The sequence below is a fragment of the Thalassospira sp. SN3W genome (genome assembly GCF_038070535.1).
GTDB classification, from domain to species: domain Bacteria; phylum Pseudomonadota; class Alphaproteobacteria; order Rhodospirillales; family Thalassospiraceae; genus Thalassospira; species Thalassospira xiamenensis.
Map to the genome: position 1 here is coordinate 3,941,071 of NZ_CP121124.1, position 23,848 is coordinate 3,964,918.

Here is a 23,848-nt window from a genome sequence, read left to right on the forward strand (position 1 = left end):
GCAATGACTGTACTTGTAACGGGTGGCGCAGGTTATATCGGTAGCCACGCAGCGCTTGCACTTCTGGATGCCGGGCGACATGTCGTCGTCCTCGATAACCTTAGTCAGGGGCACCGCTGGGCTGTTCCGGCCGGGGCTGCCTTTGTCGAAGGTGACTGCGGCGATTATGAGCTGGTTCGCAAACTCATCACCGATCACGATGTGACGGCAATCATGCATTTTGCGGGCTCGATCATCGTGCCGGAATCGGTCGTTTATCCGCTTGATTATTACTACAACAACACGGTGAATTCCCGTGCGCTTGCACAGGCCGCTGTTGATGCCGGTATCCGGCATTTCATCTTTTCCTCGACCGCAGGTGTTTATGGTGAACCCGCCAGAACCCCGATCCTTGAAGATTTCCCGTCAAAACCGATTTCGCCTTATGGCACGTCGAAAATGATGACGGAAAAGATGCTGGCCGATGCCTCGGTTGCCCATGACATGAATTATGTCGCATTGCGCTATTTCAATGTTGCCGGTGCCGATCCCAAAGGTCGGGCAGGGCAGACGTCACGCAAGGCGACCCATCTGATCAAGATCGCAAGCCAGGCGGCGACCGGTGTCCGCTCGCATCTGGAAATCTATGGCGAAGATTACGAAACCCCCGATGGCACCTGCATTCGCGATTACATCCATGTTTCCGATCTTGCCAATGCGCATGTTCTTGCATTGGAATATCTGGAAAATGGCGGCGAAAGCGACGTGATGAATTGTGGTTACGGTCGCGGTTTCTCCGTCAAGGAAGTGATTTCGGCGGTTAAGGAAGTATCAGGCGTTGATTTCCCGGTCAAACTGGCTGAACGCCGGCCGGGTGATCCCGCGGCGCTGATTGCCGGAGCAGACCGTGTTCGCGAAAAACTCGGTTGGGTGCCGAAACATGATGATCTTGAAATGATCGTGCGTCATGCCCTTGACTGGGAGGAAAGCCTGAAAAACCGTCAGGTGGTCGACGCCGCATAACACCCGAGCGCCAAGAAGGGAGGAAACGTCCATTACGAGCAAGCGGTTCAGAAGGATCAAAATGGCCCGAACCGCCATAGCAGGAGTACCAGAAATGAGCCAGATAACCCCCTCCACTGGCCAGAGGCCCCGTATCGGCGTTCTCATGCCGGCAGGCAGAGTTGTCGAAAATGTCGGAGTGGTAACGCATACTTTTGGATCCCCGGAAAAAGCCACTCGGCTATTTACCAATATCGGTGACTGCTTCGTCTATGACTCATCCCTGAGAATTCTTGATTACGCTGAACTCTATCCTATTTATGCTTCGGCCAATGGCGATATTTCAGAAGCCCAGATCGAAAAAATCAACCAGCTTGATTATCTGTTTCTGCGCGGATCTAATTACATCCATACCAACGGTCAATGGGATCCGATCATTCGGGTGCTGGAGCGAACCAAAGTTCCGGTAATTGCATTTGGTATTGGTGTGCAAACACCTGACAATTCCGAAGACTACGTCAATGAGTCGACCAAGCGTTTCCTTCAAATCGTATCTCATCGGTCGGCAACGCTGGGTGTGCGCGGGAATCTTTCGAAAAAGGCGCTGAACTCGATCGGGATCAAGAATGTCCGCGTTTTTGGGTGTCCGACGGCGTTCCGCCACTGCAAACCGAAACTCAGTCTTCCCCGCATCAAGGCCAACGAAATTAAAAGGCTTGGTTTTACCCTAAGGCGCAAAACACATGGCTTTGGGACGCTGCAACGCTATTTGATGCGCACACTTGCGGAGAGATATCAGACCGAATTCCTATGTGCGGGTGAACTGGAAGAAAAGGCCATTTTCTATGCCCGCTGCAACCAGATTGCCAACGCGGACGAAGTGATGGCAAAGGCCGTCAACCAGCTTATCAAGGAACGCTGGCTTTACGGTGAAAACGACCCGATCCTGCAACTGTATAAATCGTCACTGGCGGTTTTCGAAACGGTGGCAGATTTCGAGGAAGCAGAACGGCATCTTGATGCCGTAACCGGCTTCCGTCTGCATGGTAATCTTCTGGCGCTCGCCAACGAAGTGCCTGCGCTTTACATCACCTACGACACGCGAACTCGCGAATTTGTCAAAACGCTGGGCATTCCGCATGTCGACGGTCGCTATATCGACAAGTTTTCCTTCGAAGAAGCCTGGGATCAGGCAGATTTCGGCCATTTCGAGGAAACCTACCAGATGCGGTTTGGCGAACTTAAAACCTTCCTTGAAGAGAACGGCATGGCGCACCGCCTTGGTGCAACTCCGACCCCATACGTGGTCGAGGCGGCGTGATCAATGCTGCGCGGGCGTGGCCGGTTTTCCTAGTGCCGGTCATGCCTGTGTTTCTTTTCGTTTCAAACGGTAATGGATGGCGACGTGTTAACCAGATCGCATTTCCGCTACGCGGCAGTATTGATTGCGACCGTCTTTTCCGGTGGCGGCATACTTGCTTTCTCATCTCCGAATTCCTCGGCGCTTGAATTGACCGTCACGGGACCGGGAAAAGTCATTTTTGACAGTGACGTTGCGGGTTGTGATTCACATCATTTGCCCGATGCGCCAGCACGTGCCTTTCGCGATGACAAGGGGCGCATGATCCTGTTTGCGCCGAATTTTCAGAACCGGGCATTTGTCGGCTATGGTTTCGATAGCCTGAAACCCGATTGCGACAGCCGGTTTATGGCGGCAGGCAAGGCGCGGCCCGATCTTCTCGATGACCGCACCTGGATCCACGCCATTTACACCAATGATGGCAGAAATGTTTATGCACTGGGCAGTGCCAGCTTCATGCCGTATCGGCACGAAATGCCCTGCAAGGGACGGACAAAGCGGATTGATTGCTGGATCAACGGATTGGTAACGCTGAAATCGACCGATGGTGGCAAGACATTTGATTATCTGGGAAAACCGCCTCATCACGCACCCTTTCCGCCACCCGAACCTTATCGCGATGACCGCAAACGTGCGCCAAGCTACGTAACCGTGACCAACATCATCAATTGGCAGAATTATCTTTATGCCATTGTCTGGCGACGGGAAGAGGAATGGAAAAATTCGCGCAATTGTCTGGTCCGCGCCCCCGCCAATGACCCGTCAAGCTGGCAGGTTTGGGATGGCGAGGATTTCATCGACGCTGCCCGCCTGACTGAAAACGTATGGCATGTCAAACAGACTGATTGCGCCCGCGTTGGGCCAAGAGGCATTACCTCGATCCGGGGGCTGGTGCGACACGAAGGCACCAATAACTTTATTGCGATCTATCAGCACCGGCAACGCAACAAGGACGGTACAGATCGTCACGGAATCTTTTATTCGACGTCGGCAGATATGAAAAACTGGTCGGATCCGCAGTTCCTTCTGGATGAGGATCTGGACCCCGATGCCGGACCGGGGGATCCGTTTGCGGCCTATGCCACCATGATTGATGAAGACAGTCAGGATCGGCTTTTTAGCACTGTGGATGACGAGGCCAGCCTCGTGTTCGTGCGTTTGATCCCAAAGCCTCATAACGGGAAGTGGCGGGTGCCGCGACAGTTGGTACGTTTTCCCGTTTCCATCAGGAAGTAAAAGGATAAGGCCATGGAATTTGATCGTTTTGACATTGACGGGCCGGTGCTTTTTGTCCCCAACCGTCATCGTGACCCGCGTGGAACATTTGCCGAAACCTTCCGCGAGGATGAATTTCGTGCGGCAATTGGCGATGTAACACTCGTGCAGGAAAACCAGTCCATCAGCAAACCGATCAACACCATTCGTGGTTTGCATTACCAATCTGAACCCCATGTTCAGGGTAAGCTGGTCCGGGTGACAACGGGGGAGATCATGGATATCGCCGTTGATATCCGCCCGCATTCACCGACTTTCGGGCACCACATCAAGATCAAACTGTCGGCGGAAAACTGGTATCAGCTATGGATACCGCCGGGATTTGCCCATGGTTTCCGTACCATGCGGCCCGACACCACCGTGATTTACAAGGTGTCGGATTATTACAGCCCTGAAAATGACCGTGGGATCGCGTGGAATGACCCTGATCTTCAGATCGATTGGGAATTATTTGGTCAGCAGCCCGTACTATCGGAAAAAGACAGAGCGCAGCCCGCATTGATCGAACTGTTTTCAGTTGATGTTGCGCGTGCGGCGGCGGCGCATCATGCTCTTGCCGGGGATATCGGGCGTTATCACGCGTCGACGGGTGATTGATATAGCGGGGCCAGCGCAATCAGGCTTTCGTCCGGGATTTTATCGTTGATTGAGTTGATGTTCTTTTCAAGCGTCCTGCCCAGGGCGTGCACCAGGACCTTTTCCACTTTGCCGTCGTTGGCCATTTGCAAAAGGATGGATAAAGATTCTGTGACGCTGAAGGGTTCTTTGTAGGATCGCCGTTCAAGCAGCGCACCCATGATATCGCAAACGGTCAGAATACGGGTCAGATCGCGAATTTGGTCACCTGACAGGCCATCAGGGTAGCCAGTGCCGTTCAGGAATTCATGATGATGCAGGATGGCATCCAGAACGTCTTCGTCAATGCCGCCTTGCCGGGAAAGGAACCGGTAACCCGCCAAGGGATGGGTACGGATGACGTCAAACTCTTCGGGGGTTAATTTTCCCGGCTTATCAAGGATTGCAGCCGGGATATCGACCTTGCCGATATCATGCAGCAATCCGGCGATGGTCAGCTTTTCGATATCGCCGCGCCGCATTCCCATTGCAGTAGCAAACGAGCAGGCAAGACCGGTTACGATCAGGATGTGCTGGAAGGTTGTCTGGTGATATGCCCGCACCGTCGATAGCCATTCATTTACACCGACATCGCCAATGGTTTTTGCAACTTCCTCGCCGGTTGCCGCAACTTCGTCAAGGTCGACGGGCCTGTTTGCTCCGAACTGGGTGAAGGTTTTTTCAAGTGTCTTTGCTGCTGCGTTTATCGCTTTGGTCGCTGTCGGGGTAAATATGCCCTCCGCCTCGCGAATGTCTTCGATAATCTTTGCCAGCCCGACATCGTTTAACGGTTTGTGCGTTGTCTTGCGCGCGCCAAGAGTGGTCGCCTGCAATTCTTCCTGCAGGTTGCCTTTGGTGATCGCGAAAATCTGTTTGCAGCGGGCAGGAGCCGTTTTGCGAAACGCTGTCAGCTTGGTGATATTATCGGCCTTCGCAAGATCGATATCCAGAACGATGGTTTGCGCATCCAGCGGAATTTTATCAGCAATGGACGAGACCCGAATGTCAAAACCAAGCAGGGATACCGGCATCAAAGCCGTGCGGTCGCTTTCGCACACGACATGCAATATGTTTTGGGTTCCGGTGGTCAACGAAGTGCCATGAGACTGAATTCCTGCCCGATATTATCGCTTGTATTCGTATGAATATAAGATTTTATCAAGCAATTAGAAGCCTCTAATCAAAAAATTATGCGGCCAGTGCTGCAATCACCTGTTGTTTGCTTAAGATGCCGACCGTTTCTTGCCTGTCGTTAATCACGGCCATTGATCCCTCGGTCGCCAGTGCGACGGGCAGGATATCTTCAAGGCGCATGTCCCCGGCAATCCTGGGCCAGCCCGCATTGATGTCGCTGCCATTTGCAACGGGTTGCATCAAGGTACGGGCACGCAGTACCCGTGATCTGTTCACATCGCGGGTGAAGGCACGTACATACGCATCAGCGGGCTGCATGATGATTTCTTCGGGTCGACCGACCTGAATGAGTTTGCCATCCTTCAGGATCGCAATCCGATCGCCCAGCTTAAGTGCCTCGTCCAGATCATGGGTAATGAACACGATGGTTTTATGAAGCTCGCCCTGAAGTTTCATCAACTCATCCTGCATGTCATTGCGGATGAGTGGATCAAGGGCTGAAAATGCCTCGTCCATCAGAAGGACTTCGGGATCGGTTGTTAAAGCACGGGCAAGGCCGACACGCTGCTGCATGCCGCCTGAAAGCTGATCGGGGAACTTATCTTCGTATCCGGCAAGGCCGACCCGTTCGATCCAGTTGCGAGCCGCATCTTCGCGTGGTTTGCGATCAATCCCCTGAATTTCCAAACCATAGCCGACATTGTCGATCACACTGCGGTGGGGTAAAAGCCCGAAGCGCTGAAACACCATTCCAAGCCTTTTGCGCCGAAATGCATTCAATTCACTGATGCTCATGGCAAGGATATCGGTGCCGTCAAAAAGGACTTCGCCTGACGTCGGATCAATCAGGCGGTTCAGATGCCGGATCAGGGTTGATTTTCCTGACCCCGAAAGCCCCATAACCACAAATGTTTCACCCCGTTCGACAGAGAGTGATACATCATGCAGGCCGACCGTATGGCCGGTCTTGGCAAGGATTTCATCCTTATCGGCACCGTCTTGCGCCAGTTTAAGTGCTGTTTGCGGATCTGGGCCGAAGATTTTGAAAATATTGCGGATTTCAATATAACTCATGGCTTTTCCTCCGCCTTGTGACTGCGTTGGGACCGTCTGCCATAAGCCTGACCGATCCGGTCAAACACAACCGCCAGAAGCACAATCGCAATACCGGCCTCCATACCCGCACCAACATCAAGGCGCTGGATGCCCATCAATACCTGTTCACCAAGGCCGCGCGCACCGATCATGGATGCAATCACCACCATCGAGATCGACATCATTGTCGTCTGATTGATCCCGGCCATGATGTTGGGCAGGGCGAGGGGGAGTTGCACTTTCCAGAGGATTTGCTTGCGGCTGGCTCCGAATGACCGGGATGCTTCAAGAACTTCGGCATCGACCAGCCTGATGCCCAGATCGGTCAGACGGATTACCGGCGGGGCCGCGTAAATCACAGTTGCAAGGATAGCTGGTACCTTGCCCAGCCCAAACAGCATCAGGGCAGGGATCAGATACACAAAGCTTGGCATGGTCTGCATGGTGTCCAGGATCGGCAGCATCACGGCGCGCAGCCGGTTTGACATCGCCATAGCAATACCGACTGGAACGCCGATGATCACCGAAAGTGACGTTGCCACGATCATCAGGGCAAGGGTCTGCATCGCCTTGTCCCAAAGCCCCAGCGATCCGATGGCAACCATGGAAATTGCCAGTCCGGCGGCAATTTTCCAGTTGCGGCTGGCATGAAATCCGATGACCGCAACCGCGATCACCACGATCCACCAAGGCGTTCCGCGCAGGATTTGTTCAAGCCAGACCAGAATTGTCAGCAGGCTGTCGGCAAACGCTTCAAACGCATCGCCATAGTTCACCACCAGCCAGTCGACAAAGCGATTGACCCATTTGCCCAAGGGCACATTCAATTGTTCTGGAAACATCGTGTGCGTCCGGCCGGTTGTGTTCAGAAAACCAATGAACGTAGGAGCCTAGCAATATGATCCCGCCTGCGCACGATTAATTGCTTGAGGGACTGACATCTCCTGACAGTTTTTTGCGTCAGGAACTGATAATAAAACAGCCCGCCCCATTCAGGCGGGCTGCTTTACACGTCAAAGACGTCAAAGCTTAAAAGCCTTAACGCGATTACATCGCAGCTTTACGTGCTTCTTCAAGCCAGCCATCGAATTTCGCCTGGTTGGCTTTGATCCAGGCATCGGCATGACGGTTGATGTCTTCGGCCGACTTTTCACCATCGCGCATGCGAAGGTTCTGGGCCGAGATATCGTTGGCCGACAGTTCCATGATCGCAAACAGTTTCGCTGCAGCCGGGTTTTCTTCGGCCCATGCCTTGTTGGCGATGATCTGCTGGTTGTTCACCTGGAAGCCATAGTTCGAACCGTCCGGAAGGGCGGTATCGGCTTCCTTGTTTTCACCCGGAAGCGACGAGAACGGAACCTGAAGCCATGTAACGTCCTTGCCCGGTACGAGAACGCCCGAAACCCAATAAGGGGTCCAAGTGTAATACAGGATCGGCTCGCCAGCCTTATAACGGGTGATGGTATCGGCGATGATCGCCGAATAGGAACCCTGATTGTGGGCCACCGTATCGCGCAGGTCATAGGCATCAAGGTGATGTTCGATCACACCTTCGCAGCCCCAACCCGGGTTACAGCCCGCAAGATCAGCTTTGCCGTCGCCGTTATTGTCAAAAATCTTGGCGATTTCCGGATCGGACAACTGGCTGATATTGGTGATGTTGTATTCATCAGCTGTTTTCTTGTCGATCAGGTAACCCTGCAACGCGCCCGGTGAATATACACCTTCGCGATAGATTTTCTCGTCACCGCCAGCAGCCTTGTAGAAATCGGCATGTAGCGGGTTCCAGTGATCGGCCATGAAAGTTGCATCGCCATTACCAATGGCAACGTGACCAGCGGCATATTCGATTTCCTGGATGTCCTGGACGTCATAGCCGAGTTCTTCAAGCGCCTTGTTCACCAGAACGGTCTGGAATGTTTCTTCGGCGATCGAGCTTTTAAGCGGCTGAACTTCAACGCCTTCGCCCGGTTTCATGTTGTCGGCAAAAGCAGCGCTGCTGATCAGAAGCGAGCTGGTGACAGCAATGGCTGCACCGGTGGAAAGTTTCTTCAGGATCGTCATTAGCTTCTCCTTGTTGGTTGATTGGAGCAGTTTTCTGCCCTTGTTTTCAAACCGGCGTGCCGGCTATTTCTTGCCCATAAGGGAACGGATAGCTGCGGCCGGGCCGCTTTCGTACCAGTGGCGGGTGCCCTTGCTGCGGCTATCCTGACCAAGCGCCTGTGTCATGCGGTCAAGCACGATGGCCAGAAGCACAATCCCGACACCGCCAACTGTGGCAAGGCCCATGTCAAGGCGACCAATGCCGCGCAAAACCATCTGACCAAGGCCACCAACAGCTATCATCGAGGCGATCACCACCATCGAAAGGGCAAGCATCAAGGTCTGGTTCACACCTGCCATGATTGTCGGCATGGCAAGCGGAAGCTGAACACGGAACAGAAGCTGTTTCGGGCTGGCGCCAAAGGAACGAGCCGCTTCGACCAGATCGCTGGGCACCTGACGGATACCCAGAATAGTCAGGCGGATCAGTGGCGGTAGGGCAAAGATGATGGTCACCACCACGCCCGGAACGTTGCCAATACCAAACAGCATCACGATAGGCACAAGGTAAACAAACGCAGGTGTTGTCTGCATTGCGTCAAGGACGGGGCGTGCCGTATTTGCTGCCCGTTCATTGCGTGCCAGCCAGATACCGGTCGGCAGGCCCAGGACCACGCAGAACAGAACCGATGTTATAACCAATGATAATGTCACCATGGCTTCTGACCAGGCACCGATCAGACCAACGGCAATCATCGAAATCAAAGTACCAATCGCAAGGCGACGACCGGCCAACTGCCACGCAATCAATGACAGGATCAGAATGACAACGATGGCTGGTGTTGCCTGCAACCCGGTTTCGACACCCGATAGGACCGCATCAATCGGCCAGCGGATCGCCTGAAAGACGCTGCGAAAGTTATCGACGACCCATTCCAACCCATGATTGACCCAGATATCAAGTGGAATGACCGCATCCTGAAACGGATGGAGGATATCAAAATGATGTTCCGGGGCAGGGGCGGCATTCGAAAGCCAGTCTCCTGCCGTGTCAGAAGCGTCACCGCCACCCCATGGATTGGATGCACCGTTCCGGGCCGCATCGGAGGCACCTGATGTGGTTGCGTCTTTTGCTGCATCTGCCGCGCCGGTATCGGTGGCAGCACCCCACGGATTGCTGTTATCAGCCATTTGCGCCATCTCCTTCGCGGTCGAGAGTCGCCAAAAGATTGGCTCTGTTGATTACGCCAAGATATTTGCCGTTTTCATTGACGACCGGCACGCCGCACGGTGTATGTGCCACGGTTCCGATCAGGTCAGAAAGCTGGGTGTCATGGGAAACGGCTGCGATATCAGGCAGGAAAGCTGCTGAAAGTTTGTCGGCACCTGATTTGATCGCCTGATCGACGCTGTCGACGGAAATGATCCCGTGGAAATCAAGCTTGTCACCAACGATATAGCCATATTCGCGGTCTTCGTTACGCAGGCGGTTAAGGGCTGTTTTAAGGCCAACACCTTCGCGTTCGATCACAGTAACCTGGCGTTTTACGACGATATCCTTGGCCGTAAGAATTGTTGAGACATCAACACCGCGGAAGAACGATTTGACATAGTCATTGGCCGGATTGTTGAGGATTTCCTCAGGCGTTCCGACCTGAACGACAATGCCGCCCTCCATGATCGCGATACGGTCACCGATGCGCATCGCTTCATCCAGATCGTGCGAGATGAAGATGATGGTGCGCTTGTGTTCACGTTGCAGGGTTAGAAGTTCGTCCTGCATTTCTGTACGGATCAGCGGATCAAGGGCGGAAAAAGCTTCGTCCATCAACATAACGGATGGGTCGTTGGCAAGGGCACGGGCAAGGCCGACGCGCTGCTGCATGCCACCCGAAAGTTCATCGGGGTAGGAATTGGCCTGTGCTTTCAGTCCGACCTGATCAAGCGCATTCAGGGCGCGCTCATGGCGTTCGTTTTCGGCAACACCCGCCAATTCAAGGCCAAATGCTGCATTTTCGACAACGCTCATATGGGGCATCAGTGCAAAGGACTGGAATACCATGGACATGTCCCTGCGGCGTAATTCGCGCAATTCTTCGTCATTCATGGCGGCAATGTCGGTGCCGTCATAAAGAACCTGGCCCAACGTTGGCTCGATCAAACGGTTCAGCAGGCGAACAAGTGTCGATTTTCCAGATCCCGAAAGCCCCATCACAACGAAAATCTCGCCCTGGCGGACGGTGAAGCTGGCGCCGCAAACCCCGACGGTTTGTCCGGTTTTGTCAAAAATTTCGGCTTTGTCGATCCCGTCATTGATCATCTGCATTGCCTGATCAGGACGGTCGCCAAAGACTTTATAAAGGTCCTTTACAACGATTTTATCGGTCATTGGCCCTTGTCATTTGTTGTTGTCGGACAACAAGCGTCGTCGATCCCGGGTTGCGGAAACCACGCGATGTCATCCATTGAAAATGTCATGTCGAGACAGGTGTGATCTTTGCGCCGGATCGCGCCTGCTCCCCCAATTTCGTCACATTCTGTGTTTTGATAGTTACAGATCAAAACATTTGATGTCAAATTATAATGGCGCTAAGTTGGCCCGATAACATGACAGGGAGAACGGCGCGTATGATCACGGATCAGCAGAAAAGAAGAGAGTTTCTCGATGTTCTGGTCGCGCTGAGGCAGATCATTCGTGCAACCGATCTGCATTCAAAACATGTGATGAAGGTTTGTGGTCTTACTGTTCCGCAGCTTGTCGTGCTTCTGGCAATCGAAGAATTGGGGGCGGTGACGGTCAAGGAAATCTCGCGGCATGTCTCGCTTAGTCAGGCAACCGTTACGACGATCCTGAACCGGCTTGAAGATCGCGGTTTTATCGAGCGGGCCCGCAACGCGGATGACAAGAGGGTGGTCAATAGTCGCCTTACCGACAAGGGGCTTGCCGTACTGAGCGATACGCCACCGCTGATGGACGGTGAATTCATGCAGCGCTATGAAATGCTTGATATGAACGAGCGCAGTCGCATTCTGACCTCATTGCAGCATGTTGCCCGCCTGATGGATACCGAAGAAGTCGACCCCAGGCCGCCGACCGGACACGATCGGTTTTCCGTGGACTAGAATGGGGCAATCCGGATTGCCTCGATTGTTTCCACCCCTAACCAATTTTGAAGGCGCAGCAAAAAGGGGCAGATCGAAATCTGCCCCGTGATCAACATTTGCAAGACCGCATTGCGATCAGGTTGATACCTGTTTTTAAAGCGCGGCCTCAACCCGCTCTGCCACTTTCTCCGGCACCCAGGCTTTCCAAACGTCCGGCTTTTCTTTCAGGAAATAAAGTGCTGCATCTTCGGGCTTTTCTTCGTTTTCCTGCATATAGGCCAGCATTTCCGAAACCATGGCGTTGCTGGTTTCATAATGCGTCAGGAATTCGATCAGTTTGGGCGCTGATTTCATGAATTCCGTATTAACCCCGACCGTAACAGTGCTTTCGGGATAGGCCGTGGCTTTTTTCGGGTTTGGATCTGTTTTCAGCTTGTCGAAGATCGATTGATCATAGGCCGGTTCTTCAAGGCGATAGCTGTCATAAAGACCCATCACCCATGTCGGCCCCCAATAGTAATAAAGTGCTGGCTCGCCACGCTTGTGCGCAGAGGCGATTGCCGCAGAAAGCGCCGCACCGGTGCCCGGGCGGAAGTTGGTAAAGCTGTCATCAAGGCCATAGGCCACGAGTTTCGCCGAATTGACCTTTTCGCAAACCCAGCCCGCCGGGCAATTGTAAAAGCGGCCTTTGTCCGGTTCTTCGGCATCTTCGAACAGTTTGGCGTATTTGGGCAGATCATCGACCGACTTCAGATCGGGTGCCATCGGCTCGATCCCGCGTTCCTTATCGCCTTCGATCACATAACGCGGCACGAACCAGCCTTCGACGGCATCATCGAAATTCACCCCGATCTGGGTAACATTTCCGGCGGCCTCTGCCTTTTTCCATGCGTCTGCCACGTTATCGCGCCAGATTTCCATGACAACGTCGATGTCGCCTTTACCCGCACCGGTCAAAAGCGGAATCACATCACCGGGCAGGGCGTCGGTCTGGCAGCCATAACCCTTTTCAATGATAAAGCGCGCGACAGCATTGTGGAAAAGCGCGCTGTCATAATTCAGCCCGGCGAACATCACCGGGCGATCAATCTCGCAACTGGCATCTTGTGCCTGTGCGCTTGTGTGCGTGGAAAATGCAAGGCCAGCGGCCATAAGCATTGCGGCTCCGGTAGGCAGGATGTTCATCATTTTTCCCTTTGATTATCTTCTACGGTCCGGAAGCGCATCAAATGCAATGTCCGACGGTTGGATGCCGTCATGTCACCAGTGGTTGTTCATTTGGTCCCCTGACTGGACTTTGCCCCTGATACAGGTAGGTCAAAGTTTAACCTCGGGCCCAAAGATGACGCAACCCTGCTTGCCGACATTTGCCGGACTTGTGATGTGCCATGATGGGTTGCAGTCTAAAACGCTCCTCCTGACAACGATGTCAGGAGATGTCAGTGTATTTACGATTGCGGGGGTGGAATTTTGACCGGAAGTTCGTGAAACTTTCCTGTGGCATGTTTATGCTGCGCCAAACGCATTTTCGCCGGGGGGCACCATGACGCATGACAGTCTGTTTGTTTTTGATATCGAAACCGTTCCCGATATCGATGTTCTGCCACAATTGACCGGCGAAACCGCACCTGATCCGGCAACAGGCCGCGAGATGCTGGAAAAATATCATCTTGATATCACCGATGGTCGAAACGGTTTCCCGCGCCAGCCGTTTCACAAGGTTGTCGCGATCAGTTTCCTGCGCGCCACGATCCAACGTGACGGAAATCTTGAGACATATGAAATAGAAGAGCTTCGGTCAGGCGGGAAATTGACAAGCGAGGAAAAAGATTTAGTGAGGGGGTTCTTTGATTATTGTGGAAAGATTTACCCCAGACTGGTTAGTTTCAATGGGCGTGGGTTTGATCTGCCAGTTTTAAAATATCGCGCGATGAAGCATGGGGTGAGTGCGCGGTGGTTACACCAATCTGCCAACAAGTGGGAAAATTATACGTCGCGTTATGCGCCAAACTGGCATTGCGACCTTGCCGAAGTTCTTTCCGACTATGGTGCGTCCGCAAGAACCAAAATGAACGAGGTCTGTGCCGCTCTTGATCTTCCGGGCAAGACCGGCGTTGATGGTAGCAAAGTTTCGGACATGTATGACAATGGCGAGATTGAAGGCATTCGTCGTTACTGCGAAACGGATGTTCTCAACACCTATCTTCTTTATCTTCGCTATGTGCTCCACACCGGATTAAGCGACCATGACGGTTATAATCACGCCATCAATCTGACCGTCGCATGGCTTGAGGAACGGGCAGGGGATATCCCGGCTTATCAGGAATTCCTCGACGCCTGGCGGGCTTCAAGCGCCGGATCATTCAATCTGCTTTAAGATATCCCGGTTTCGGCAAAGTGAAGCGTTTCACACCGACGGGATCGTTTTGTGTGATCTGTATTGAATTGCGAATCATTTGCGATTAGTGCTGGTGTCTTGTTGCAAGTGACTTGCAAACGCATGTCGTGGTGAAAAGATTTCAAGGGAAACGTTTCGATGGATATCAGGAGAATCATCTGTGGCACGGTGTTGGGTGCTGCCGCCGTTACGGCTTCGGCCGCCTCTGCACAGGAAGTGAATGTCTACTCCCTGCGCCAGCCTTTCCTTGTTGAGCCCCTGTTCGAGAGCTTCACCAAGGAAACCGGAGTTAAGGTCAATGTGATCTTCGCGGAAAAAGGTCTGGTTGAGCGGATCAAGCAGGAAGGTGCAAACAGCCCGGCGGATGTCCTGATGACCGTCGATATCAGCCGCATCAAGGAAGCCGTCGATGCCGGTGTCACCGACGGCGTCAATAGTGATGTTCTGGAAGCAAATATTCCGGCCCACTTGCGCGATGAAAACGATCAGTGGTTCGCGCTGACCCAGCGTGGTCGCGCTCTTTATGCATCGAAAGACCGTGTGACCGAGGGCGAAATTGCCACATACGAAGATCTTGCCGATCCGAAATGGAAGGGCCGCGTTTGTACCCGTTCTGGTACGCATGATTACAATATCGCGCTGGTTTCTTCGATGATTGCGCATCACGGCACAGAAGAAGCCAAAACATGGCTCGAAGGGTTGAAAGCAAACCTTGCACGCAAGCCACAGGGCAATGATCGTGGTCAGGTCAAGGCGATCAAGGAAGGCGAATGCGATGTCGCGATTGCCAATACCTATTACTACGGCAAGATGCTTGATGACCCGGAACAGCGCGCATGGGCGGAATCGGTAAATATTATCTTCCCCAATCAGAATGACCGCGGCATGTCGATGAACATTTCCGGCATGACCCTGATCAAAGGCGCCCCGAACAAGGAAAACGCCGTCAAGTTGATGGAATTCCTTTCGGGTGACGAGGCACAGAAAATCTATGCCGAAGTGAATTACGAATATCCGGTCAAGCCGGGTGTTGAATGGTCCGACTATGTGAAGTCGTGGGGCACGTTCAAGGCTGATGAGCTGCCGTTGTCTGAAATTGCGCGTCTGCGTGCGGATGCTGTACGCATGATCGATGAAGTGGGATACAACGAATAAACGAATTTTCGGTTTTCGAATCATTCCGGAAAGGGGCGGTAACCATTACCGTCCCTTTTTTTATGTCTGTAAACCCGGCAATTCCGCGGCGCAAACCGACATGGACAAGGCGGTTATGTTCTATTGGCTCTTGCAAAATAGGGTAGCAGCCCTTTAATTTCCCCGACAGCGAGTACAAATCATTCTTACTTGCCCCAGCGCTTTGCGACCATTTCAGGAGATTCAAGATGACTTCACTGCGCAACAAGGTCTTTGGCATTATGGGCGCGGTGGTCGGATTGACGGCATTTCATGCGAATGCTGCCGAGGAGGTGAATGTATATTCGCTTCGCCAGCCTTTCCTGATTGAACCGATGTTCAAACAATTCACTCAGGAAACCGGCATCCGGGTCAATACGCTGTTTTCGCAAAGCGGTCTGGTCGAGCGTATCAAACATGAAGGCCGCAACAGTCCGGCTGATCTTTTGCTGACGGTTGATATCGGGCGCATCCAGGATGCCGTTGATGCCGATATCGCAACACCGCTTCAAAGCGATGTGATCGATGCCAATATCCCCGAACAATTCCGAGATCAGGACCATCTGTGGGTTGGTCTGACCACTCGTGCACGTGTTTTTTATACGTCGCTTGATCGTGTGAAGCCCGACGCCATTTCGACATACGAAGAACTTGCCTATCCGGAATGGAAGGGGCGCATTTGTGTCCGTTCTGGAATGCATGTTTACAATATCGCACTGGTGGCCTCGATGATTGCCCATCATGGCGAGGAATACACAAAAACCTGGCTTCAGGGACTGAAAGACAATCTTGCTCGCAAACCGCAAGGGGCCGATATCGACCAGATCGAGGCCGTATCGCAGGGTGTTTGTGATCTGGCAATCGGCAATTCCTATTATTACGGCAAGATGCTTGATGATCCGAACAAAGCCGATGCCGCCAAGGATGTCCGGATTGTTTTCCCCAATCAGGGTGACCGCGGTACGCATGTGAATATTTCGGGCGTTGCGCTGATCAAGAATGCACCCAACAAGGAAAATGCGATCAAGCTGGTCGAATTCCTATCGGGGGACGAAGCGCAGCATATGTATGCTGACGTCAATTTTGAATACCCGGTCAAGCCGGGGGTGGCATGGTCGGAAATGGTCCGTTCTTGGGGAACTTTCAAATCCGACACGCTGCCGCTTAATGAAGTTGCCAACAATCGTGGCGCCGCCATTCGTCTGATCGACGAAGTCGGCTTTAACGAATAGGGCATTCTTCGCGTGAACAATTCCTGTCAGACCAAAGATGATCGCGATATCCGGCCGTCGGCCGTGACCGAAACGCTTGATCCGTTGCGCGAACGGTCGCTTGGAACCTCGATGCGGTGGTTGCCGCGCGGCCAATCAGGTCTCTGGTTGGCCGGGGCGTTCATTATAGCGCTTCTTGTGGCGACGCCGTTGATTGCGGTTGTCTATCTGGCACTGTTCCCCACCGAAAATATCTGGCCGCATCTCGCATCAACCATGTTGCCCCGATACCTTAAAAATACCGGCATTCTGATGCTGGGCGTCGGTGTTGGTGTAACATTGATCGGTGTGTCGGCGGCATGGGTCGTAACGATGTGCCGCCTGCCGGGCAAACGGTTCTTTGAATGGGCAATGCTGCTGCCGATGGCGGTTCCGGCCTACATCGTTGCTTATGTTTATACCGATCTTCTGGAATATGCCGGGCCGTTTCAGCGTCTGTTGCGCGAAATTTTTGGCTGGCAATCGGCGCGCGATTACTGGTTCCCCGATATCCGGACCAAGGGCGGGGCAATTCTGGTGCTCAGTCTGACGCTGTATCCTTATGTTTACATGCTGGCCCGGGCTGCCTTTTTGGCGCAATCGGTCTGTGTCCTTGAAGCTGCGCGCGTTCTTGGGCGTTCGGCGTGGAATTCGTTTGTGACGGTGGCCTTGCCATTGGCGCGGCCTGCCATCGTGGTTGGGGTGGTCATTGCGTTGATGGAAACGCTAAATGATTTCGGCACCATCGATTTCTTTGCGGTTCATACCCTGACCGCCGGTATTTTCAACGTCTGGCTTGGTATGGGAAATGCCGGTGGGGCGGCGCAGATTGCGCTGACCATGCTTGCGGTTGTGATTGTCCTGATCGTGGCCGAACGCTATTCGCGTCGTCGCCAGCGCTTCCACGACACAACCAATCGTTTTCAGGAATTACCGGGCTACGAGCTTGGCCCGGTCGCCAAGTTCTTTGCACTGGCGGTTTGTGTTCTGCCGATTGTGCTGGGTTTCGTGATCCCGTCGCTGGTGCTGATCTATTACTCCGTTGGCTATTTTGACCAAAGCTGGACATCGGACTTCTTTGAATATGCGGGCAACAGCCTTCTGGTTGCTGGTCTTGCGACCTTTGTTGCGGTCGGATGTGCTGTGTTTCTGGGATATGCCCTGCGGCTTTTCCCGCAGCCGCTTTTGCGGTTCTGCATCCGCATGGCGTCGGTTGGCTATGCCGTGCCGGGGGCAGTTCTTGCAATCGGGGTTCTGATTCCATTCGCAAGGTTTGATAATGCGGTTGACGCCGTGATGCGCGAAACATTCGGGATTTCAACCGGTCTGCTTCTAAGCGGTACGGTCTTTGCCATCGTGTTTGCCTATGCCGTGCGGTTTATGGCTGTTTCTTATGGTTCGATCGAGGCCGCCCTTGGCAAGGTCCGGCCAAGTATGGATGACGCCGCCCGGACATTGGGGGAAAGCCCGTGGGGTACGTTGAAACGTATTCATTTCCCGATGGTGCGTGGCGGTATTCTTGCCGCCGCGGTTCTGGTCTTTGTTGATGCGATGAAAGAACTTCCGGCGACACTGATTCTGCGGCCGTTCAATTTTGAAACGCTGGCAACGCATGTCTATCAGTTTGCCAAGGACGAAATGATCGAGCAGGCCGCACTTGGTGCCTTGACCATCGTCATTGTCGGCGTAGTGCCGGTGGTTATGCTCAGCCGTGCAATTTCTCGGTCCCGCCCCGGGCATGGCAGTGCATCTTCGCGCCATTGACGTTCCTGTTCCGGCGGACCACTATCGCTGCTATATGATCCCGATAAATTCGACAGGCTGCCGATGACCACGTCGCAAAAAAATCCTGCCAAGACCGACCTTTGCCATCAACCGGGCCTGACCCGGTTGGAAGATGCACTGCGTATTGCGTTTAACGACGTGGCTGTTCGCGCCCCGGTGATTGAGGCACCACTTTCTGATTGTTATGGCGCAATCCTGCGCAAGGATATCGTTGCCAGGGTCGATGTTCCGTCTGCTGATAATTCGGCGATGGACGGATATGCATTTTGTCATGCCGATTTGCAGGAATTTGTCGGGGCGTCGGATGCACAAATCATTGTGGGCGGCGTATCACTGGCAGGTCATCCTTTTGCCGGAGAAATCCCGCGCGGGCAGGCAATCCGCATTGCGACCGGGGCCTCCATTCCTGATGGTGCGGATTGCATCATCATTCAGGAAAATATCACGGCCAATGCCGATGAAACGCTTTTGATCATCCCGCAGGACGTGATCGCCAAAACCCGTCTGCATCAACATATTCGTCAGCGCGGTGAAGATGTTGCAACCGGTATGTTTGTCCTGCCAGCCGGTAAACGTCTGCGCCCACAGGATATCGCAGTCGCGGCCGGGCAGGGGTATCAGTCCCTGCCGGTTTCCAGACCATTATCAGTTGCCGTTTTCTCGACCGGGGATGAACTGGCAAGGCCGGGCGATCCACTTCCAGCCGGTGGCGTCTACGATTCCAACCGGTTTGCCATGATCGGTATGCTGCGCGCTTGCGGGTGCAGGGTAACCGATCTCGGTCTTCTGGCTGATGATTTCGACGTTCTGAAAACGGCCTTGAAGGATGCGGCTCAAACCCATGATGTCATCATGACGTCGGGTGGGGTTTCGGTTGGCAAGGCCGATCTGCTTAAACCCGTCGTGGATAGCCTTGGCGAAATTCAGGCGTGGAAACTGGCAATCAAACCCGGAAAACCCTTGATGCGAGGCCGTATCGGGGATTGTGTGGTTATTGGTTTGCCTGGCAATCCTGTTTCGGTGATGGTGTCAGGCCTGCTTTATGCCGTGCCATTGCTTTTGCATATGATGGGGGCTGCTGATCAGGTTTGTGCCCCCGTGCGATTGCCCGCAACTGCCGGATTTGATTTCAGTCGTGGTACCGGGCGCCGTGAATGGTTGCGTGCCCGTCTTGTGCAGGATGATGATGGTCAATGGGTTGCCATACCTTATCATTCGGCAAGTTCCGGTATGTTATCCTCGATGGTGTGGGCAGAAGGCCTGATTGAAATCGCCGAGGATTGCGGACAGGTTAAAAAGGGTGATCGCGTGCTTTATTTGCCCTTCGGTGGTTTGCAGGCGTTTTAAAAACTGATCCAGATCATGGATTTGCTGCCTTTTTTCGCAGATGTATAACAAAACAACGGATTAAGGGGGGAAAGCAGATGACTGTATCAGTTACTTTTTGTGGGGCTGCGGGTGGCGTTACCGGTTCGTGTTATCTGCTGCGTACCGACGGTGGTGATATCATTGTCGATTGCGGCATGTTTCAGGGCAGCAAGACGGTTCGCGAACTGAACTATGGAGCTTTTCCGTTCAAGGCTGCGGATATTCGAGGCGTGCTTCTGACCCATGCGCATATTGATCATTCCGGGTTGCTTCCCAAACTGGTGAAGGCCGGTTTTAACGGGCCGATCTACGCGACCGAACCCACCTGCGATCTTCTGACCTACATGCTGCCTGATTCCGGTTATATTCAGGAAACCGAGGTCGAACGTCTTAATCGCCGCAATGTCCGGCGTGGCCGCCCGGAAGTCACCCCGATCTATACCCGCGAAGACGCGGAAAAGACCCTCAAACGTTTGCAGCCTGTCGACTATCATGAGTGGCGCGAAGTTTTACCGGGTTTGCGGGTACGCTACTGGGATGCAGGGCATCTTTTGGGATCGGCCTCGATCGAGGTCGAAGTGGATGACGAGGCACCGGATGGCGAACCGCGCACCTTGCGGTTGCTGTTTTCAGGTGATATCGGCACGGGAGAGGCGGTGTTTAACGATGCCCCCGAAGGCCCGAAAAACATCGATTATCTGTTTGTTGAATCGACCTATGGTGATCGTAACCGTCCTGAAGTCAGCGACGCCGAACGTCGTGAAATGCTTGCCGTGGAAGTTCGCGCTGCCATTCAGGCTGGCGGCAACCTTGTCATACCAAGCTTTGCTGTTGCCCGAACGCAGGAATTGCTGGTTGATCTGGCAACCCTGTTTAACCGTGGAAAGCTGCCCAAGGCGGATGTTTTCGTCGATAGCCCGCTGGCTCAGCGCGCGACCGAGGTTTTCGCCAAACATCTGTCTCATGACGATGCTCGTGGCTTGGCGCATCCCAATTTCCATATGGTGCCCGATGCCGAAGCCAGCATGCAACTGGCGCGGGTTAAAAGCGGGGCGATCATTTTATCGGCAAGCGGCATGTGCGATGCCGGGCGTATTCGGTATCATCTGAAAAACAATCTTTGGCGTCCTGAATCTACGGTGTTGATGGTTGGTTTCCAGGCTGCCGGCTCGCTTGGTCGTGTGTTGCAGGGCGGGGCGAAACATGTCCGCATTCACGGTGACGAGATTGATGTCCGTGCCCGGATCAGAACGCTTGATATCTATTCCGGTCATGCCGATCAGGACATGCTTCTGCGCTGGACAAAAGAACGTATGCCGGTATCGCGGCGTATTTTCCTGACCCATGGTGAAGATGGCGCACGTGCCGGTTTGCAGCAGGCGATGATTAATGCCGGTATCGAAGAAAGCAAAATCGCTCTTCCGATGCTTGATGACACCGTTATGCTCAAACGCGGGCAGGCAAAACAGGCCGAATTCAAACCGCGCCTGCCGGCTGGCGAAATGTCCCGGGACGACTGGCATAACCGCTATGCCCATAGTGTTACAGAGCTTTCGGAAAAGCTTCGTGCACTCGACAGCAACGAAAAACGCGAGGCCCTGCTCGAAAAAGTCTTGCAAGATATCGCATCGGCGTGAGAGCAATAGCCCGATGGCAGGTTTTAAATACCGTAAAATACGGAAATACTTGCCAACGGGCGATATCGTGTCACCCTATATCGGGTTGAGAAGGTATCGAAGGACACTACGAGAGCGGGCGGATATATGTCGATCGTGGGGAATACCGGCTATCGTGTTCTGATCTATAGCCACGATACATTCGGCTTGGGCCATCTGCGCCGCTGCCGAACCATTGCGCATGCGCTTGTTTCGCGTCGGGACGATGTATCTGTGCTGATCCTTTCTGGATCGCCGATCATTGGCAGTTTCGAATTTCGTTCACGAGTCGACTTTGTGCGAATTCCGGGCGTGATCAAGCTCTCGAATGGTGAATACACGTCACTTAACCTGAATATTGATGTCGATCAGACCCTGGCGATGCGTGAATCCATCATTCAGCATACCGCCGATGTGTTTAACCCTGATCTGTTCATCGTCGACAAGGAGCCGCTTGGTTTGCGCGGCGAAGTTGAATCGACACTTCAAATGCTTCGCCATCGCCGCACGCGCCTTGTCATGGGCTTGCGCGATGTGATGGATGACCCGGTTAATCTGCGCGAAGAATGGGACCGCAAAAAATGCGTTCCGGCCCTGGCCGATCTTTACGATGAAATCTGGGTCTATGGCCTCAAGGACATCTGCAATCCGCTTGAAGGTATCGATTTGCCTCCGGGTGTCGAAGAAAAAATGACCTATACCGGCTATCTGCCGCGTACAGCCACCCGCAAACCAACCCCGGAACATGGCGCGCTTGGTCTTGAGGAACCCTATTACCTTGTCACCACCGGTGGCGGTGGTGATGGGGTTAATCTGGTCGATTGGGTGATCAGTGCCTATGAAGCCGATCCTGACATTCCGGTTCCGTCGCTTGTTGTGCTGGGCCCGTTCATGGCACCAAATGATCAGCAGGCGTTCATGGAACGCGCCGAAAAGATCGATAAGCTCTCGGTCATCACCTTTGATGCCAATGTTGAAATGTTGATGGATCGGTCCGCTGGCGTGATTGCGATGGGCGGATACAATACCTTCTGCGAAATTCTGTCTTTTGACAAACCCGCAATCATTGTGCCGCGAACCGTTCCGCGGCTTGAACAATATGTTCGTGCGTCGGCTGCCGAAAAGCTTGGTCTGGTCAAGATGCTGACCGAGGACGGTGGTCGTCCGCCGATGCAAATGGCCGAGGCCCTTCGCAGTCTGATTGATCAGCCAAAGCCGTCGCATGTGACCGTGCCAAACCTGATGGGCGGCCTTGATAGTGTTGGCGATCAGGTTGAACGCTGGCTGCCGCCGCAGCTTGCTGCCGAGTAAGATTTTCCGGGATAACAACAGATGACATGCGACAAGCTTGCAATCGTGGTGAAAGGGTATCCACGATTGTCGGAAACCTTTATTGCCCAGGAAATACTCGGTATTCAGCAGGCAGGTATTCCTTATCGCATTGTATCCCTGCGTCATCCGACCGATAAAAAACGCCATCCGATCCACGAACGGATCATGGCTGAAATCGATTACCTGCCAGAATATGTTTATCAGGAACCGATGCGCGTGTTTCGCGGCTGGTTAAAGGCGCGCAAAATGCCGGGATATCGTCGGGCCAGAAACATCTGGTGGCAGGACTATCGCCGGGATCGCACGCCGAACCGCGCCCGTCGTTTCGCCCAGGCATTGGTAATGGCGGCGGAGCTGCCGAACGATATCACACGCATCTATGCGCATTTCCTGCACACCCCGGCATCGGTTGCGCGATATGCCGCGATCATTCGCGGTCTTCCATGGTGTTGTTCGGCGCATGCCAAGGATATTTACACCAGCGAAGATTGGGACATGCGTGAAAAGCTGGCTGATATGGATTGGCTGGTGACCTGCACGAAGGCCAATGTCGATCATCTGCAAAAGCTTGCCGATGATTCGGCCAAAGTGAATTTGCTTTATCATGGATTGGATTTTTCACGGTTCCCCGAAGAACTGCCGGATCGGTCCCCCCGTGACGGGCGTGATGACAATAACCGGGTGACAATCCTGTCGGTTGGTCGACTGGTTGGCAAAAAGGGTTATGATGACCTTTTACGCGCCCTTGCCGACTTGCCAAAAGATCTGCATTGGCGGTTTGTCCATATTGGTGGCGGTAATGGCGATAAATATAAATCGCTCGCAGCGGACCTTGGAATTGCCGATAATTGCGATTGGCAAGGGCCGCGTGACCAGAAGGAAGTAATTGCAGCCTGTCAGTCTGCTGATCTGTTCGTGCTGGCAAGCCGGGTGGAAAAGGATGGTGATCGTGACGGATTGCCCAATGTTCTGATGGAAGCCCAGCTTTGCGGGCTTGCAGCGGTTTCGACCGCAATTTCAGCAATACCGGAACTGATCACGGATGGCCTGAATGGCAAACTTGTTCCCGAACGTGATCCAAAGTTACTGTCCCTGGCAATGGCGGAACTGATAAGTAATCCGACTTTGCGCGACCAGATGGGGCGCAAAGGCAATGAAATCGTCCGACGCAAATTCTCGTTCTATACCGGGATGAAAGAACTGGCGCGTCGATTTGGCGCTGATAGGGCTTTCGATACAAGCACATTAGAACAACCGGCGGCGGAGTAGGGGGACGGCA

At 53.4% G+C, this 23,848-nt stretch carries 20 protein-coding genes; 13 read left to right on the forward strand and 7 right to left on the reverse strand.

The window, feature by feature from the left end; genetic code table 11:
- Positions 1 to 3 precede the first annotated feature (3 nt).
- From galE to rfbC, 4 genes are all read left to right on the forward strand, one after another.
- A complete protein-coding gene (galE, locus tag P8T57_RS18115) occupies positions 4 to 1,002 on the forward strand; it encodes a UDP-glucose 4-epimerase GalE (RefSeq protein WP_341363921.1) in 999 nt (332 codons plus the stop codon).
- A gap of 145 nt (positions 1,003 to 1,147) precedes the next feature.
- Complete coding sequence (locus P8T57_RS18120) at positions 1,148 to 2,302, forward strand: polysaccharide pyruvyl transferase family protein (protein WP_007089958.1); 1,155 nt, start codon at positions 1,148 to 1,150, stop codon at positions 2,300 to 2,302.
- An 84-nt stretch (positions 2,303 to 2,386) separates the two neighbouring features.
- Positions 2,387 to 3,577, forward strand: a complete 1,191-nt coding sequence (locus tag P8T57_RS18125; protein ID WP_341363922.1) for a hypothetical protein — start codon at positions 2,387 to 2,389, stop codon at positions 3,575 to 3,577.
- Positions 3,578 to 3,589: 12 nt separating this feature from the next.
- A complete protein-coding gene (gene rfbC / locus P8T57_RS18130; protein ID WP_071241298.1) occupies positions 3,590 to 4,213 on the forward strand; it encodes a dTDP-4-dehydrorhamnose 3,5-epimerase in 624 nt (207 codons plus the stop codon).
- Here rfbC and P8T57_RS18135 read toward each other — a convergent pair.
- From P8T57_RS18135 to proV, 6 genes are all read right to left on the reverse strand, one after another.
- On the reverse strand, positions 4,192 to 5,322 hold the full coding sequence (locus P8T57_RS18135; protein WP_341363923.1) for an HD domain-containing phosphohydrolase: 1,131 nt from the start codon (positions 5,320 to 5,322) through the stop codon (positions 4,192 to 4,194). The two genes, rfbC and P8T57_RS18135, sit on opposite strands and share 22 nt — an antisense overlap.
- 97 nt (positions 5,323 to 5,419) lie before the next feature.
- The gene (locus P8T57_RS18140; RefSeq protein WP_341363924.1) at positions 5,420 to 6,439 is read right to left on the reverse strand and encodes a glycine betaine/L-proline ABC transporter ATP-binding protein; all 1,020 of its coding nucleotides are present in this window, start codon (positions 6,437 to 6,439) and stop codon (positions 5,420 to 5,422) included.
- Complete coding sequence (locus P8T57_RS18145; RefSeq protein WP_341363925.1) at positions 6,436 to 7,302, reverse strand: proline/glycine betaine ABC transporter permease; 867 nt, start codon at positions 7,300 to 7,302, stop codon at positions 6,436 to 6,438. The genes P8T57_RS18140 and P8T57_RS18145 overlap by 4 nt, the downstream gene beginning before the upstream one ends.
- Positions 7,303 to 7,507: 205 nt before the next feature.
- Complete coding sequence (gene proX, locus P8T57_RS18150) at positions 7,508 to 8,524, reverse strand: glycine betaine/L-proline ABC transporter substrate-binding protein ProX (RefSeq protein ID WP_341363926.1); 1,017 nt, start codon at positions 8,522 to 8,524, stop codon at positions 7,508 to 7,510.
- 63 nt (positions 8,525 to 8,587) lie between these two features.
- Positions 8,588 to 9,694: a glycine betaine/L-proline ABC transporter permease ProW gene (gene proW / locus P8T57_RS18155; RefSeq protein WP_341363927.1), complete on the reverse strand. Its 1,107-nt coding sequence runs from the start codon at positions 9,692 to 9,694 to the stop codon at positions 8,588 to 8,590.
- Complete coding sequence (gene proV, locus P8T57_RS18160; protein WP_341363928.1) at positions 9,687 to 10,892, reverse strand: glycine betaine/L-proline ABC transporter ATP-binding protein ProV; 1,206 nt, start codon at positions 10,890 to 10,892, stop codon at positions 9,687 to 9,689. Before proV ends, proW begins: the two co-directional genes overlap by 8 nt.
- A 239-nt stretch (positions 10,893 to 11,131) precedes the next feature.
- Between proV and P8T57_RS18165 the strand changes: the two genes are divergently transcribed.
- Positions 11,132 to 11,626: a MarR family transcriptional regulator gene (locus P8T57_RS18165; protein ID WP_007089949.1), complete on the forward strand. Its 495-nt coding sequence runs from the start codon at positions 11,132 to 11,134 to the stop codon at positions 11,624 to 11,626.
- A gap of 135 nt (positions 11,627 to 11,761) precedes the next feature.
- Here the strand turns inward: P8T57_RS18165 and P8T57_RS18170 are convergent, their stop codons facing one another.
- Entirely contained in the window at positions 11,762 to 12,766 is a 1,005-nt protein-coding gene (locus P8T57_RS18170) for an ABC transporter substrate-binding protein (RefSeq protein ID WP_233421859.1), read from the reverse strand.
- A gap of 385 nt (positions 12,767 to 13,151) precedes the next feature.
- Here P8T57_RS18170 and P8T57_RS18175 point away from each other — a divergent pair, with 385 nt between their 5' ends.
- The 8 genes from P8T57_RS18175 (at position 13,152) to P8T57_RS18210 (ending at position 23,838) form a co-directional block, all read left to right on the forward strand.
- Positions 13,152 to 13,985, forward strand: a complete 834-nt coding sequence (locus P8T57_RS18175) for a 3'-5' exonuclease (RefSeq protein ID WP_341363929.1) — start codon at positions 13,152 to 13,154, stop codon at positions 13,983 to 13,985.
- Positions 13,986 to 14,144: 159 nt separating this feature from the next.
- On the forward strand, positions 14,145 to 15,161 hold the full coding sequence (locus tag P8T57_RS18180; RefSeq protein ID WP_341363930.1) for a Fe(3+) ABC transporter substrate-binding protein: 1,017 nt from the start codon (positions 14,145 to 14,147) through the stop codon (positions 15,159 to 15,161).
- Between the two features lie 227 nt (positions 15,162 to 15,388).
- Positions 15,389 to 16,411 carry a Fe(3+) ABC transporter substrate-binding protein gene (locus P8T57_RS18185; RefSeq protein WP_341363931.1) on the forward strand — a complete coding sequence of 341 codons (1,023 nt, stop codon included), beginning with the start codon at positions 15,389 to 15,391 and terminating at the stop codon, positions 16,409 to 16,411.
- Between the two features lie 12 nt (positions 16,412 to 16,423).
- Positions 16,424 to 18,193: an iron ABC transporter permease gene (locus P8T57_RS18190; RefSeq protein ID WP_007089943.1), complete on the forward strand. Its 1,770-nt coding sequence runs from the start codon at positions 16,424 to 16,426 to the stop codon at positions 18,191 to 18,193.
- Between the two features lie 63 nt (positions 18,194 to 18,256).
- Positions 18,257 to 19,561 carry a gephyrin-like molybdotransferase Glp gene (glp, locus tag P8T57_RS18195; RefSeq protein WP_341363932.1) on the forward strand — a complete coding sequence of 435 codons (1,305 nt, stop codon included), beginning with the start codon at positions 18,257 to 18,259 and terminating at the stop codon, positions 19,559 to 19,561.
- Between the two features lie 77 nt (positions 19,562 to 19,638).
- The gene (locus tag P8T57_RS18200) at positions 19,639 to 21,219 is read left to right on the forward strand and encodes an MBL fold metallo-hydrolase (RefSeq protein ID WP_341363933.1); all 1,581 of its coding nucleotides are present in this window, start codon (positions 19,639 to 19,641) and stop codon (positions 21,217 to 21,219) included.
- Positions 21,220 to 21,345: 126 nt separating this feature from the next.
- Entirely contained in the window at positions 21,346 to 22,548 is a 1,203-nt protein-coding gene (locus tag P8T57_RS18205; RefSeq protein ID WP_007089940.1) for a glycosyltransferase, read from the forward strand.
- 21 nt (positions 22,549 to 22,569) lie between these two features.
- Positions 22,570 to 23,838, forward strand: coding sequence for a glycosyltransferase family 4 protein (locus P8T57_RS18210; protein ID WP_341363934.1), 1,269 nt, complete (start codon positions 22,570 to 22,572; stop codon positions 23,836 to 23,838).
- The last annotated feature ends 10 nt before the right edge of the window (positions 23,839 to 23,848 follow it).

Coding starts and splice junctions, on each gene's coding strand:
- galE (WP_341363921.1), top strand. CDS start 4: ATGACTGTACTTGTAACGGGTGGCGCAGGTTATATCGGTAGCCACGCA.
- P8T57_RS18120 (WP_007089958.1), top strand. CDS start 1,148: ATGCCGGCAGGCAGAGTTGTCGAAAATGTCGGAGTGGTAACGCATACT.
- rfbC (WP_071241298.1), top strand. CDS start 3,590: ATGGAATTTGATCGTTTTGACATTGACGGGCCGGTGCTTTTTGTCCCC.
- P8T57_RS18140 (WP_341363924.1), bottom strand. CDS start 6,439: ATGAGTTATATTGAAATCCGCAATATTTTCAAAATCTTCGGCCCAGAT.
- P8T57_RS18145 (WP_341363925.1), bottom strand. CDS start 7,302: ATGTTTCCAGAACAATTGAATGTGCCCTTGGGCAAATGGGTCAATCGC.
- proX (WP_341363926.1), bottom strand. CDS start 8,524: ATGACGATCCTGAAGAAACTTTCCACCGGTGCAGCCATTGCTGTCACC.
- proW (WP_341363927.1), bottom strand. CDS start 9,694: ATGGCTGATAACAGCAATCCGTGGGGTGCTGCCACCGATACCGGCGCG.
- proV (WP_341363928.1), bottom strand. CDS start 10,892: ATGACCGATAAAATCGTTGTAAAGGACCTTTATAAAGTCTTTGGCGAC.
- P8T57_RS18165 (WP_007089949.1), top strand. CDS start 11,132: ATGATCACGGATCAGCAGAAAAGAAGAGAGTTTCTCGATGTTCTGGTC.
- P8T57_RS18170 (WP_233421859.1), bottom strand. CDS start 12,766: ATGCTTATGGCCGCTGGCCTTGCATTTTCCACGCACACAAGCGCACAG.
- P8T57_RS18175 (WP_341363929.1), top strand. CDS start 13,152: ATGACGCATGACAGTCTGTTTGTTTTTGATATCGAAACCGTTCCCGAT.
- P8T57_RS18180 (WP_341363930.1), top strand. CDS start 14,145: ATGGATATCAGGAGAATCATCTGTGGCACGGTGTTGGGTGCTGCCGCC.
- P8T57_RS18185 (WP_341363931.1), top strand. CDS start 15,389: ATGACTTCACTGCGCAACAAGGTCTTTGGCATTATGGGCGCGGTGGTC.
- glp (WP_341363932.1), top strand. CDS start 18,257: ATGACCACGTCGCAAAAAAATCCTGCCAAGACCGACCTTTGCCATCAA.
- P8T57_RS18200 (WP_341363933.1), top strand. CDS start 19,639: ATGACTGTATCAGTTACTTTTTGTGGGGCTGCGGGTGGCGTTACCGGT.
- P8T57_RS18205 (WP_007089940.1), top strand. CDS start 21,346: ATGTCGATCGTGGGGAATACCGGCTATCGTGTTCTGATCTATAGCCAC.
- P8T57_RS18210 (WP_341363934.1), top strand. CDS start 22,570: ATGACATGCGACAAGCTTGCAATCGTGGTGAAAGGGTATCCACGATTG.